Origin of the sequence: Pseudoalteromonas maricaloris (assembly GCF_024746855.1) — a bacterium.
GTDB classification, from domain to species: domain Bacteria; phylum Pseudomonadota; class Gammaproteobacteria; order Enterobacterales; family Alteromonadaceae; genus Pseudoalteromonas; species Pseudoalteromonas maricaloris.
Genome location: NZ_CP024625.1, coordinates 3,821,029 through 3,835,641 on the forward strand (window position 1 = coordinate 3,821,029; position 14,613 = coordinate 3,835,641).

General features: G+C 46.1%; 6 protein-coding genes. 3 read left to right on the forward strand and 3 right to left on the reverse strand.

The window, feature by feature from the left end:
• The first annotated feature begins 2 nt into the window (after positions 1–2).
• The 3 genes from CTT31_RS17035 to CTT31_RS17045 are packed head-to-tail and all read left to right on the forward strand — an operon-like array spanning position 3 to position 11,680.
• Positions 3–6,314: a non-ribosomal peptide synthetase gene (locus tag CTT31_RS17035; protein ID WP_260491623.1), complete on the forward strand. Its 6,312-nt coding sequence runs from the start codon at positions 3–5 to the stop codon at positions 6,312–6,314.
• A 3-nt stretch (positions 6,315–6,317) separates the two neighbouring features.
• Positions 6,318–10,430 (forward strand): non-ribosomal peptide synthetase, encoded by a 4,113-nt coding sequence (locus CTT31_RS17040; protein WP_260491624.1) that lies wholly within the window; start codon positions 6,318–6,320, stop codon positions 10,428–10,430.
• Positions 10,427–11,680, forward strand: coding sequence for an MFS transporter (locus CTT31_RS17045; RefSeq protein ID WP_260491625.1), 1,254 nt, complete (start codon positions 10,427–10,429; stop codon positions 11,678–11,680). Before CTT31_RS17040 ends, CTT31_RS17045 begins: the two co-directional genes overlap by 4 nt.
• Before the next feature lie 34 nt (positions 11,681–11,714).
• On the opposite strand, the gene CTT31_RS17050 is transcribed toward CTT31_RS17045, so the two are convergent.
• The 3 genes from CTT31_RS17050 to CTT31_RS17060 all read right to left on the reverse strand — a co-directional run bounded on the left by CTT31_RS17050 (position 11,715) and on the right by CTT31_RS17060 (position 14,607).
• Positions 11,715–12,377, reverse strand: a complete 663-nt coding sequence (locus CTT31_RS17050; protein WP_260491626.1) for a fumarylacetoacetate hydrolase family protein — start codon at positions 12,375–12,377, stop codon at positions 11,715–11,717.
• 87 nt (positions 12,378–12,464) lie between these two features.
• On the reverse strand, positions 12,465–13,661 hold the full coding sequence (locus CTT31_RS17055; RefSeq protein ID WP_260491627.1) for an ABC transporter permease: 1,197 nt from the start codon (positions 13,659–13,661) through the stop codon (positions 12,465–12,467).
• On the reverse strand, positions 13,651–14,607 hold the full coding sequence (locus tag CTT31_RS17060) for an ABC transporter ATP-binding protein (RefSeq protein ID WP_260491628.1): 957 nt from the start codon (positions 14,605–14,607) through the stop codon (positions 13,651–13,653). Before CTT31_RS17060 ends, CTT31_RS17055 begins: the two co-directional genes overlap by 11 nt.
• Positions 14,608–14,613: the final 6 nt, after the last annotated feature.

Below are 14,613 nucleotides of genomic sequence, written 5' to 3' on the forward strand. Positions count from 1 at the left end.
TCATGGAGTTAACATCTTTACTGAACGACCTTCACGCGCAGCAGTTGCGCGTGTGGGTGTCTGAGCAAAATACCTTGGCACTGGGATATGAGGGTAACGTAGCGCCAACTTTGCTAACGGCACTCAAAGCGCATAAAGCTGAACTATTGACGCTACTAAGCGCCCACCAGATCTGCTCCGAAGCCGCCTTTTTAAGTTGGCCATTATTAAAACCAGTGCCGCTTTCCAATGCCCAGGCAAGGTTGCTGTATGTAGACAAACGTGCACCAAAGTCCTGTGCTTATCATATTCCAATGCTGGTTGAGCTGAATGATCCAGCGCAGCAACAAGACATAATCTCGGCACTAGCACAGCTGCTTGTCCATCACCCTATCCTAACAAGTGTGATTGAAACCGATGCTGAGCATTTTAACTGCCGAGCAACCTTACAACCTCTTGCGGTCGAGTATCACCGAGCAACCACTTTGGCTCATGTACAAACACTGGTAAGAGAGCACATTCACACGCCGTTTGATCTCCATACTCAAGCTCCCTTTAGAGTCTGTATTATTGAGCTTGAGCAAAGGCGTTTTATGCTTTTCCTTTGGCATCATATCGTCTTTGATGCTTGGTCAATGCGAGTCATGTTGCGCGATCTAGTTAGCTTGCTACGAGGAGGAAGCATTAAGCCATTAAGCTATTTTGACTATACCAAGTGGCAACAAAGGCAAGAACAAAGCGCTGCACACAGTTATTGGCAAACGCAACTTGCAGGCGCTCATGCCACACAAATTGCACCACTGTTCGCTACACAAACACATGAAACCGAATCGCTCACGCACTATTTTGCACTTTCACCACAGCAAAGCCAGGCATTGCGTGCCCTAGCAAAATCATTAAATACCACAGTGTACAGCGTGTTGCTTGCCCATTACTGTTATATTTTGGCACTTCATAGCGGTGAAACAGACATTGTGATTGGTGCGCCATCGGATAATCGAGATCACCCGCAAACGCAAGAAATGATTGGCTTTTTTGTCAACACCTTAGTGCTTAGAGTGAAGCTAGATTACCGCCAAAATTTTGCCAGCCTCGTGCAGCAAGTTCATGAGACTGTGCGCGCCGCAAAACAATACCAAAGTTATCCTTATGATCAACAAGTTGCCTGTTTGAGTGAGGGCAAACACTCACCTCAGCCAAGCCTGATGTTTAGTGTACAGAGATTTGCCAGCGAGCTTATGGACGAGTTTACGTTACCATTTTCAGCGGTTGATGCTTTTACTAACGAGTCTTTATATAACCCGATTAAATGTGATTTCCGTCTGGCATTTGATGATAGCAATACAAATCTGCAAGGACAGATAAGTCTTGATCCCAATAAGTTTGATGATGCGTTTGCACAGCAATTTGCCCACACCTATCAGCGATTATTGGTACAGCAGGTAGAGCACAGCGACGTCGCCCTTGAGCAATTATCAACTTCTCACCCAAGTACAAAGCCACCAGCGACTACCGTTAAGCAAGCTCCAACCCTATCGCTATATCAACAATTTTTAGCCTGCGCCTCAGCAGCTCCAGATGCACCAGCATTACAAATCAACGATGAGGTCATTACTTACCAAACGCTCGCTGCGCGTGTTCAGCACCTGGTTTTGCAACTCCAAGCACAGTTGACCCACGAGCAAAATCCTGTTGTCGCGCTGATGTTTGAGCGCAGTCCAGAGATGATAGTCTCCATATTAGCAACACTTGGAGCGGGTGCTGGATATCTACCGCTCAATCCAGAGCAAGGCCAAGCACGTAGTGAGTTTATGTTGCAAGACAGTGGTGCCAACCTGCTACTTTGTCATCAAGAAACCTTGAATACGGCTATGTGTTTTAGCGCAATCACAAAGGTGCAAAACATTGACGAGTTAGCACAACAACCAGCTCCTGTTTTCAATTCAGATCAAGCACACTCACCGTGCCATTCATCACTTGCATATATTATTTATACTTCTGGAAGTACCGGCAAACCAAAAGGCGTTATGGTAGAACAGCGGCAAGTTCAGGCTTTGGTTCAAAGCGCAACTGCGGCTTACAATTTTAACTCAAGTGAAAAAACACTAAGTCTGGCTCCGTACTTTTTCGACGCGTCCGTAGAGCCACTATTTTTAACACTGCTCAATGGTGCTTGCTGGATGATCATGAATGAGGCAAGTGCAAAGTCGCCAGCCGTGATACGTGACGCGCTCGTTAGCCAAAAGATCAGTCACTTAGTCTCAGTTCCGGCATTTTTAAGTGCCATCGGTACGCCGCCCGACCACCATGCCCTACGTCGTGTTATCACGGGTGGTGAGCCTTGTGACCGCAATCTCATGGAGGCATGGACGCCTCTTCTTCATATTGAATATGGTCCAACCGAAACCACGGTAACGGCAACAGCAAACCATCAGCCGCTACACTCACGCTATTTCAATAATATTGGCGCACCGCTGGCTCATGTTGATATTCAAATCGTTGATGCCAACCTCAAGGCGCTGCCACCCTTTTGTCAAGGAGAGATCCTGATTGGTGGCGCAAGTGTCGCACGAGGCTATGTTAACCTTGCAGAGCAGACGGCGTCGCGCTTTATTAACTGGCACGGAACACGTATGTATCGCACGGGCGATCAGGCGCGGTATCTGGCAAACGGCGAGATCCAATTTTTAGGACGTGCCGATGAGCAGGTAAAAATTCGTGGCTATCGCATCGAGCTACAAGAAATAGAACACCTACTTAACCTGCACCCGCAAATCAACCAAGCTTGCGTCAAAGTACAGCAAAACAACCATCTCATTGCTTATTTTACTGGTGAGCAATCCCTCTCTCACACCGAGATTGTGAAGTGGCTACAACCGCAATTACCAGATTATATGCTGCCAAATGCCATTTGTTGGCTCGAACAATTGCCTGTGCTCGCCTCTGGTAAAGTGGACAGCCGCAGCTTACCGAGCGTCGCACTGGTATCACAGACACCATACCGAGCACCGCGCACGCCATTAGAGCAGCAGCTTTGTGCTTTATGGCAGACGCAACTTGAGGTTGAGCTAGTAGGCATTGATGATGACTTTTTTGCCCTAGGCGGCCATTCTCTAAGTGCAATGACATTGGTGGCTAAAATGCACTCTAGCTGTAACGTTAACATCAGTTTGAGTCAATTTTTGCAAAGCAAAACGATAGCGCAACTGGTATCACAGCAAGCTAGCAACGCCAGTGAGCCTTTACCGGTCGCATCAACATCACAATCACTTGATGAAATCATTGTGCCCGCGCAGCAGCAAGCGATGCTCACCAGCGAGCAATTAGCGACACAATCTGGCGCTTTTCATATCCCCCTACAGCTAAAATGCCAAAGTGGGCTACAACAGCAAGCGTTACAACACGCAATCTATCAGCTGGTTGAGCGTCATGCTATTTTGCGCACCCGCTATACTCAACAGCAACAAGGTCGCTGGGCATATAAAGATGAGCAAGGCGTGCCAACATGCGAAACTCTAATAAACACGCCGCATAGTGAATTTATCGCTCAGACATTTGACCTTGAAAATGATGCGCCGCTGCGGCTCGGACTGTATCACCAAGGTGATGAATTTGGCGTGTTACTGGTATTTCATCACATAGCCTTCGACGGCTGGTCTACACAAGTATTGTTGGATGAGCTGAACACGCTGCTATCGGGACAGACGCTTACCCCAACCTCACTGCAATTTCGCGACTATGCATATTGGCAATCAACACAACAATACGACGAAGCCGCAGCATTTTGGCAGCAACACTTGATTGATATTGATGTCACCCCATGGCCAACCGATGAGCCAAGACAGGCTTTGTTTGATCACCAAGGTGAAGCATTCCCCTTTACCCTCTCAGCAACACTAACAGCAGAGTTAAGGGAGCTGGCAAAATCACATCAGGTATCTATGTACAACTTACTACTGTGCGCTTTTCAGCTCGCATTATGTGCATGGGATAGTCGTGAAAGTATTGTCGTTGGCTCCCCCACCGATAACCGCGATTCGGCATTTAAAGATACGCTAGGTTACTTTGTTAATACCTTACCGATGCCGCTGCATGTCGACTTAAATAAGAGTTTTTCTGACTATCTAAGACAAAGCCAAACGCTGTTACTTGCGGCAAAATCTCACCAACAATTGCCATTAGAGTCAATTGCCGCGCAACTTGGGTTGATCCGAGAAGTGGGTGTATCGCCACTGTTCCAAGTGTTTTTTACCTTTGATCAGTTCTCACTACCAACAGCGCAATATCAACATTTTGAAGTCGCCAGCGACACCGCCCAGCAAAACCAATACCACCCAGCCAAGTTTGACTGGAATTTGGTGATTAAAGATATGCCAGACCAACTGATTGGTCAGCTTATTGTTGCTCGCAGTCGTTATCAGTCTTCCCGCTGCCAACAATTTGTGCACTTTTTCTGCCGTTATCTTGAAAATCTCTGTCAGTACAACGAGAAGCCTTTACTGCAATGTCCTTTAGTTAGTACTGAGTATCTACAGCAAGTCATCTCAGAAACTCGATTATCACAACCAAATGACGCTTTTTTAGTGCAATTTGCGAAGACAGTAGCAGCGTATCCAGCACGCACAGCATTAAGCTTCGCCGAGCAAACCGTGAGTTACCGCGAGCTAGACTTGTTTTCTGATCACTTAGCAGCACAGTTGATTGCATCCAATGACGAAGGCTCACCAGTTGCACTATATTTTGATAAAGGTATAGAAGCCCCCATTGCAATGCTAGCGGCGCTAAAAGCGGGCATGCCCTTTGTTTCACTCTCAGCCAATCATCCCGTTGCTCGGCGCCAAGAGATTATGGCAAAAGCGCAGGCAAAACTGCTCCTTAGCCGCACACCACTCAGCTGGAATACGTTGCCAACACTGACCTTTGATGTACAGACACTACAGCAAAGTACTCAACTACGGCCATTCTCAGCCAACAATCATGCAACAGACAAGCTGGCTTACCTCATTTTTACTTCGGGGACGACGGGAGAACCAAAAGGGGCGATGCTGTCTTACCAAGGCCTTGCTAACCTCTGCACCGAGAAGCGCAACACCCATAAATTAGAGGGAAATACGCAGGTAGTCACCAGTCAATATGCTGAATATGTTTTTGATGCCTGTATTTGCGAGATATTCCCAGCCCTAGCAGCCGGCGCCAAACTGGAAATCATTCCAGAGCCAATACGCAAAGATCCACAACAGCTGTGCCGCTATCTCAAAGCTAAACAGGTCAACGTCGCGTTTATTCCTACGGTATTTATCAATCAGTTTCCAAATTGGATAGCGGATATTAACTTAACCGTATTGTATGCCGGTGGTTCTCGCTTAGACCCAGTCAGCCACAAGTTGGCAGAGCATCATTTCAATGAATATGGGTTAAGTGAAACAAGTGTTACCGCAACACTTAGTGAAGTGCACCCCAATACACCTATCACTATTGGTAAGCCTATTCGTAACACTCGCTGCTATGTGTTGGACTCTTTTATGCGGATTTTACCGGACGGTGCGTTGGGTGAGCTATACATCGCCGGTGATTGCGTCGGTTTGGGCTATTGGCAGTCACCAAAGCAAACGGCAAAACACTATATTGACTATCACCTTCGCTGTGACAACAACCACTTTTCTGACGAAAAGCTCTACCGCAGCGGAGACTTAGTGCGTAAAAATCAGCAAGGTGAATTCGAGTTTGTTGCCAGAGCTGACAAACAGTGGGATTTACATGGTCACCGCGTCGAGCCAGGCGAAATCGAGTATAAACTCAAAGCGCACCCAGATATTGACCATGCCGTTGCACACTTACATTTAAGTGAAACAGGCAAAGTGCTGTTGGGTTATGTCGTACTTAACGCCAACACTAAGTGTGATGTAAACGACCTTCGCCAATGGTTGAATCAACAACTCCCAAGCTATATGCAGCTTGCTGCGATATCACAGATTGACGCACTTCCAATGACAGTAAATGGCAAACTTGATACCGCTCAGCTCATCATTCCAACGCTGCAAGATAGTATTACCTATATCGCGCCAGAGACGGAACTACAACAACAACTCGCCAATGCTTGGCAGCAAGTGCTTGAAGTATCAGAGATTGGCCTACAACACGACTTTTTTGCTTTGGGTGGCTCATCCATACAGGCAGCACAAGTTACCGCTCTGTGTAGTCAAGCGCTCGGCAACGAAATTGCCGTTGCGACCTTACTGACTTACCCACAACTTGACGCATTTGCCACGCAAGTAGAACAACAGCTAAACGCGCTCGCCAGTAGCGAAGACTGCGAATTTGAAATGGAGTTATAACGCATGATCGAATCATTTATTTATGAACTAAAACAAAGTGGGATAAGCGTTTGGCAGCAAGAGGATAAATTAAAAATTGCTAGCAACGTGAATTTACAAGGCCAAGCAATTGTTGAGCAGTTAAAACAGAATAAGCCACAATTGTTACGCTACCTCACAAGGCAAGGCATAGATAGCAAAGCTCGTTTTGATGAACTGTCTATCTTGCCGTTGGAAACGCGATGCGCTCCGCTTACGCTTGGGCAGCAACAACTACTGTTTACGCAAGAAGTGAGCAACGCGGCAAGTACTTATCATATTCCATGCCTACTCAAAATCGCCAAGCACTGCGATATTGAAAAACTCACAGCAGCAATAGAACAACTGGTGATCCGCCACAGTGCGCTAGATATGGTTGTGGCCTATGATCACCAAGGAAAGACGATACAACAGCCTGCCAATGAGACGTTTGTCGTGACGCATCATGAGCTTGGTAATCTAAACTTGCATGAGCAGTGCGAGCATTTCTTTAACGAGCCGTTTAGCTTACAGCATTCTCGACCATTTCGTGCCTATGTCATCACCTCAAAGGAGCAGCAACATGTGTTTTTTGTCTGGCATCATATCGCCTTTGACGGATGGTCTTTGGGACTGTTTTTACAAGAATTAACGTCACTCTATGAGGGGGAAAATCGACCTCTGAGTCTACAATTTAGTGATTATGCTTATTACATGGCAACACCCGGCCAACGTGAGCGACAAGCAACAAGCCAACGTTACTGGCAAACTCAATTGGCTGATTACGAACCATTAAAACTTGCGCAAACTCAGTCGCGCCCAGCCACCTTTGATCATCGCGGCGCGATACAGAGCATTGTACTAGATGAAAGTACGACGCTAAAGTTACAACAAACAGCGAAAACGCACCGCATTAGTATTAATACACTTGGGCTTGCGGCTTGGTATCACACCCTTGCGCTACTCAGTCATCAACATCAATTTGTTGTTGGTATTCCAAGCGAGAACCGTCCAACGGCACTGCAGCAAAACATACTTGGATATTTTGTTAACTCATTGCCGATTAAAGCGGATATCGACATGACGATTTTACTTGAGCGCTGGTTCACTCAAGTTAATCAAGTCGTTAATCAAGCCAAGCAACATCAGGCCTTACCGTTTGAGGCCATTAAGAATAGCTTAGACGTGCCGCTCGACACGAGCATGCACCCGATATTTCAAACGTTGTTTAGCAGTAGTCAGTTTGCTCCTGAGCAACATCATACCTTATGGCAAAGCGTTGACCTTGATCTTAGCCAGCAGTGCCAAGCGAAGTTTGATTTAACATTACACTTGAGTGCAGGGAAGACCACTGAGTTAGGGTTAACTTATGCCGCGGCACTTTTTTCCAGCTCATACGCGCAGCAGATCCTCGAGTTATATCAAACAGTTTTACAGGCATATCTAACGGCTGAAAACGCCCAACAGCCTCTTTATAGCCTACCTTTATTGAGTAACACGGCGCAGCAAAAACAATATCAATTAAGTGGAATGCAACACGCCTATCCGAGCGTGGCAAGTATCACCGACCAGTTTGCTGAAATAGTAGCGCGTTATCCAGATAAAGCCGCTATCAGTAATCGCCATAAAACCTTGAGCTACCAAGAGCTTGATAACCAAGCCAAGCAACTTGCCAATGCAATCTTGGCAGTCTGCCCTGAACCCAAAGTCGTCGCACTCTACATGCGAAACGACATTGAGTTTGTGATTGCCATGTTGGCGGTACTAAAAACCGGCGCGGCATACACAACACTATCGCTCAAAGACCCAGTGGCGCGTCATCAATATCAACTGAGTGATAGTAATGCCGATGTAATTGTCACCTTGCGTGAACATAGCCAAACATTGGCAACACTCAACCACAACAATATCGCTGAAGTTTTCTGTGATACCAGTCTGGCAGATACTGATATCACGGTGGATTTTGAGCCTATGTGCATCGCACCTAGCGAAGTCGCGACGATTATTTATACCTCAGGTACGACAGGAAATCCTAAAGGCACATTGCTCTCTCACGCCGCAATTAGCTCTTTGGCACTCGATAATCATAGCTACCAGCATCAGCCCCAAGATAGCTTTATTCAACTCGCAAACCCAGCTTTTGATGCCACTCTATTTGAGATATGGAGCGCATTACTCAACGGTGCCGAGGTGCACTTAGGCTATCAGGACAGCCTTAATTCTGCAGCGCAGCTCAGTGCAACATTGCAGACGCTGAATATCACTTCGATGTTTCTAACCCGTTCACTGTTCGACACTTTATTGCTGCAAGACGAGCATATTTTCGCTTCTCTGACTCATTTACTCGTGGGTGGTGAAGCATTAACAGAGTCGATGGTAAATAAATTGCTGGCGTCCACATCTTGTCCAAAACACTTTATCAATGGTTATGGTCCGACTGAGTGCACCACGTTTACCACAGTGCAAACGATGTCTAAACAGCAGTCTGAGATAGCAATCGGCAAACCAATCCCAGGGCGAGCAGTGGCTGTAGTCGGTCGCAATAACGAATTACTGCCACTTGGCTGTCCCGGCGAGTTAGTGGTTTGTGGACATGGCGTGGCTGCACGTTACCTCAATAACCCAACACTCAACAGCGAAAAGTTTGTATCCCTAAATCTGTTTGGCTCAATGCAAAAGTACTATCGCACGGGCGACTTAGTGTATTGGAATGCACAACAGCAACTGTGTTATATCAACCGTGGCGATCAACAAGTCAAAGTGCGAGGCTTTAGAATTGAATTGGCAGAGATTGAGCATCATCTTAATCAGCTGGCGGATATAGATAGTTGTGCGGTTATTGCTAAAAAGCAGCAGGCTCAGACCTTGCTGCATGCTTATTTGGTCATCAAACCCGCAGCCGATCAAGCTGCGGCACTCAGCCACTGTAAAACTCAGCTTACCAAGTTACTTCCCAGTTATATGATGCCACATAGCTTCACTGTCCTTTCGGCGTTACCGTTAACGCTCAACGGCAAACTCGACAAAACTAAGTTGCCAGAACCTGAGCTAAAGCAGCACCAACTCGTTGTGCCACAAACCAACACAGAGAAGGAAGTGCAAGCCATTTGGCAGGATGTTTTAGGCCAGAGTCCACTTTGTTGTGCGACGGCAGTGACTGAGCAAGGTGCCGACTCCATTAGTTTATTAAGCTTTTGTGGTGCAGCAAGCAAGCGTAATTGGCAGCTAACTCCACAACTTATCCTTGAACACCTATCAGTGCAGCAACTGGCAAGATTTATTGATAATCAGACCCGACTTGATTTTGCCACCATGAGTGAAGATCAAGCAATTGACGCTGCGCTTGCCCATGAGCATTTCGCTCCTTCACGTTTTTTCAATGCCCCACAGAGTGAGTTTCTGCTTCACCTCATGCCCGCAGCAGCAACCGCTGATAGCTTTGCACCTCTGTGTGAAAAACTTGCGCCCGACCTGCGCATTCACGCATTAGAAAATATCAAACTGTTCACAGGCAAACATATCAGCTTGCATACTATGGTGCGCTATTATGCTCAGCGTATCACAGAGGTATCGCCAACTGGCCCACTTTACTTGGGCGGCTTTTGTGAAGGTGCGGCATTGTCACTGGAAGTGGCGCGTTACTTGGCCGAAATGGGTAGAGAAATTGTCCACTGCTTTTTGATTGACCCCGTCTTACCAAGACTTACTTCAGCAGCGCGTCAGGCCGCCGAAGAAGAGTATATCCGTTCGCAAGACGATGACGCTAAACCTATCGCCCGAGCATTTTTAGACTTTACTCAATACTTTCAAACCGCGACGGCGTTTACCTTCCCTGTGAGCTTCTTTATCGCCGATCATGTCAGTGATGAGGCCATTCCACTTCCGGCACTGAGGTTGATCCATCAAGTGGAAGACATACCTGCGCTGTATAAGCGGACGTTTGCAAGTGACAGAAATGGTTTTGAAAATTTACTTGCCAATGCAGACTATATTACGCTTGAAAGTGCACACGATGAAATCATGACCGACGCTAAAGACTTATCTATCATCGCGTCACACATTAATGCGTTAATGCAGCAAACGAATAGCGCCGCAACCACTGTGGAGCAACGCGCATGACTCGTTCACAATTTGCTACACGATACGGCATCCACCTTGGGTTAACTATGTTTGCCAGTATGCTGGTGCTCCCTATTTTTACACCTTACATGCTGAACTTAGGCCTAGCATTGCAAGATGTGGCCTTGGCTATGGTGGTCATGGCTATCACTATCGTGGTGTTTGAAGTACCAAGTGGTATTGCGGCAGATGCCATTGGTCGCCGCAAAGTATTTTTAGCTTCTTTGGTGTTTGCCGCTGTATGCAACTTACTTTTATTGTTGAGTGAAGACTTTTGGCACGTCAGCTTAGCCATGGCATGTTGGGGATTAAGTCAGGCATCGTTAACTGGCACGCTCAACGCATGGTTTGTTGAAACTTATCAAAAGCTTGAAGGAGACGAACCACTGAATAAAGGGTTCGGTAAAGTGTATGGTATTGGCTATCTTATCGGCGCCAGCGCCGCTTTATTTGCCGCCCTCTTTTTGGCGTTTGCGACTAGCCCGACACAACAGCTCAACCACTTGTATCAAGCCTTAATCTTGGTTTCGATAGTGGTATTGTGTGTGGTATTTGCATGTACTTTTGTCGTGGTGAAAGAGTCAACGAGACCTCAGCAAGAGGTGGTTGAGAAAGGCCTGATTAGCCAAGCTAAGACCATGCTGGCAACTTGTAAGCAAAGTGGTATGCAAAGGCTGCTGTTGGTGATTGTTTTTGCAATTCCTGTTGCCAGTAGCATAGAGAAGTTTTGGCCTGCTCTAGCAGAGCGCTATAGTAGTGCACCAGTTGACTCTATTGCGTGGATATTCCCAGCAATGATGGCAGCTGGATTTGTATTAAATGGCGTCGCTGCTGCGATCAGCGCTCCGATCTGTTCTCTATTTGGTCAACGCTTAGGGTATGTTATGGCGTTCGCTCATTTCGCCAAATTAGCCTTTGTGCTGTTACTTGCTTGGGTTACGTCACTACCATTACTGATTGTAGCCCTGCTGTGCTTTTATCTTTGTATGGGACTAGCGCAACCGGCACAACTGCAACTACAACATCAACTGAGTAGCGATAACGTGCGAGCCAGTGTGGAGTCAATTATGTCACTGACCACTCGCTTTGGCGGCTTGCTCGGCTCTGCGTTAACCGCTTTACTGTTGGGCTACGTCAGCCTGGCTATCAGCTGGATAATATTAGGCGCAATTTCACTCGTTGCTATCATGCTGTGCTGCTCGAGCACAATCAATCAACCGGAAGCTGAGCTCATTGCTGCGCAGTCGTAACAGACTACGCAGCGATGTACATAAAAGCGAGAATCTAATCTATCGCAAGTTTGCCATGCCAAGGAGTATGGCTTTTCAGCTGTAGCGTAAGTTCATCGCCATGCGCTAGGCTCCCTACCCCTTTTGGCGTTCCTGTTAAGACAATATCTCCTGGCTGAAGCGTAAAGTAACGAGCAATGTCCTTTAGCAACTCAGCGATTGGAAAAATCATTAAGCTAGAATCGCCATGCTGTTTAAGCTCTCCATTTTGCCAAAAACGATATTCAATACACTCAGCAAAGGTGTTTTCATCACATGGTACAAAAGGCGTCATTGGGCAGCTATTATCATAGGCCTTTGCCCGCTCCCATGGGTGCCCTTGTGCTTTTAGCTCACTTTGCAAGTCTCGTAATGTCAAATCGAGTGCCAGCCCAATTCCAGCGATATGCTTGAGAGGCGCAGGGGTTTTTGCATCAATTTTGGTGCCTACTAATAGTGCAAGCTCGGCCTCATAATGATGTTCGCCAAGTGCGGCGTCCAACATCATTTTATTATTAAATGGTGCTAAGCTCGTTGCTGGTTTGATAAACAACAGCGGACTGCTTGGAATGGGATTATCTAGCTCTTTGGCATGCGCTACGTAGTTTCTACCAACACAAACGATTTTTCCCGCTGGTAGACTTATTTTATTGTTTTCATTATCAATATGTTGATACATTTCACCCTCTCTGTACTGCCATAAGCTCCGGTTATGGAGCGTACCATAACCAAAGCGTTGTGCTAGCAAGTTATCATATAAACTGTATTATTCCGGTTTACAGACCCAGCGCACCATATCCTTAATTGAGGGTTCCTTACCATACATCACCATACCCGCTTTAAACAATCGTCCCGCAGCGACACGGATAAGGTAGCAACCAAGTAATGCGCTGACCAACGCACATAACACTTGCCAAATGGGTACTTCAATTAACGCCATTTTTACTGGCATCACCACAAATGCGGTAAGCGGGAAAAGACTCAAAATATCCACGGCAAGGCTGCTTGGACTATCAACAATCATAAACGCGATAACAATTGGCAATATAGGGATCATCATAAATCCAGTCTTGCCACTATGGTTAGGATCGTCAATAGCTGCGGCTATTGCTGCCATAAAGGCTGTTGCCATATAAAGACCTACTATCGCAAACAGGGTAAACCAAGGCAACATTGCAAAGTCTATCATCGTAAAGTCCAAGGCTTCGTTTTTTACAACGACTTGTATAAAAGCCATCGCCAACAAAAATGAAAATAACGTACTTAACATAGCCTTTAGACTATGGAGCATTTGACCAAATATTTTGCCGTCAATCCAAGTTTGCGCACTCATACAAGAATATAATTGCTCGGTAACACGCTGCTGCTTTTCTCCGGTGATAGACACGAAGATCTGTCCAAATGACGTAAAAATACCGATGAGCATCAATAGCATCACGCCAAATGCGGTCATCGAAGACTGGTTGTGCGCCTCCTTAACCGCATCCTTTGTGTATTGATTGGAAACGCTCACAGGTTGCTGTAACAAGGCAAGCTGAGCCGCAGATAAATTAAAGCTCTGTGCGAGTTCGTTGCTGTAAAACTGCGTAAGCGCTACCTCAACTTCATTCTGCCAAGACATTTTACCTGTGGTAATCAGTTCAAACTGTAACGCCTCACCCGCTTGGGCTTGAAGTATCAAAATACCGTCAATTTCCTCTTGTTCTAACTGAGTCAGAAGTTCAGCTTTTGAAGCATCAACTCGCTTTAGAAGCAAAGGCTCAGGTAACTGAGTTAAGTTCATGGCGGACGGTGTTGCGATAACATATTGCTCAGGTTCAAAAAACGAAGTGCTTTGCCAAAAATAGATAAGCAAGCCTATCGCCAGCATAATTGCTTTACCGATCAGCTCCTGCTTGAGTTTAAAAAAGTACATAAACTCCCATTTGGTCACTTGCAGTATCTGTTGCAGCTTATGAGACATGGGCATGCTCCTGAGATTGCACTTTGCCTTGATGAGACTCGATTGCTTTAAGATAGAGTTGATGCAAGTCCATCGTTTTGGTTTCTATTCCTTGCAAAGTCGTTGATTTAGACAAATCGGCGAGCAGTAAATTAAGCTCTGAGGAGTCACTCAACTCAAACTTAATTTTACTCTGACTTAATTGAGTACACGCGACCTTGTAGTTACCAAAATTGAGCGCTGCGTAGTTCGTTGCCTCACTGAAACTCACTGTGATATCGATGCCAACACCAACGTCCTGTTTTATTTCGGCTAATGTGCCATAAAGCACAGCTTGCCCGTGATTCATTAACAGCATTCTATCAGCAAGCTTTTCTACCATCGCCATCTGATGTGCGCTTAAAATAACGGTCATGCCTTGCGCTTTTAACGCTTCTAAAAACACCACCACCTTTTCTTGGTTGATGGGGTCAAGACCAGAGAAAGGCTCATCAAGCAATACAACCTTGGGTTTGTGCAACACTGCCGATATTAACTGTACTTTTTGCTGATTGCCTTTTGACAACGATTTCAACCGCTCATGCGCTCTATCACTTAAGTCAAACTGCGTTAGCCAAGACTCAATCTGTGCTAGCGCTGCGTTTTTCTCAACACCGCGTAGCTTGGCAAAATAGAGCAAATTCTGCTGCACAGTTTTTTCAGCGTACAGCCCTCGATCTTCAGGGAGATAACCTAAACTTTGATGGGGGATTGATTGATATGCTTGCCCATCAATATTCACAGCGATTGTGCCGCTATCTGGATAGGTAAATCCAACCAACATTCTCACAAGGGATGATTTACCCGCACCATTGGGACCCAGTAATGCAAAGATCTCACCTTGTTTAACGCTAAAACTTAGATTGTCTACTGCTTTTACCGAAACATATTGCTTCGACACTCCTGTTACTTGCAATAAATCTGGCATAACTTT

Coding starts and splice junctions, on each gene's coding strand:
- CTT31_RS17050 (WP_260491626.1), bottom strand. CDS start 12,377: ATGTATCAACATATTGATAATGAAAACAATAAAATAAGTCTACCAGCG.
- CTT31_RS17060 (WP_260491628.1), bottom strand. CDS start 14,607: ATGCCAGATTTATTGCAAGTAACAGGAGTGTCGAAGCAATATGTTTCG.
- CTT31_RS17035 (WP_260491623.1), top strand. CDS start 3: ATGGAGTTAACATCTTTACTGAACGACCTTCACGCGCAGCAGTTGCGC.
- CTT31_RS17055 (WP_260491627.1), bottom strand. CDS start 13,661: ATGTCTCATAAGCTGCAACAGATACTGCAAGTGACCAAATGGGAGTTT.
- CTT31_RS17045 (WP_260491625.1), top strand. CDS start 10,427: ATGACTCGTTCACAATTTGCTACACGATACGGCATCCACCTTGGGTTA.
- CTT31_RS17040 (WP_260491624.1), top strand. CDS start 6,318: ATGATCGAATCATTTATTTATGAACTAAAACAAAGTGGGATAAGCGTT.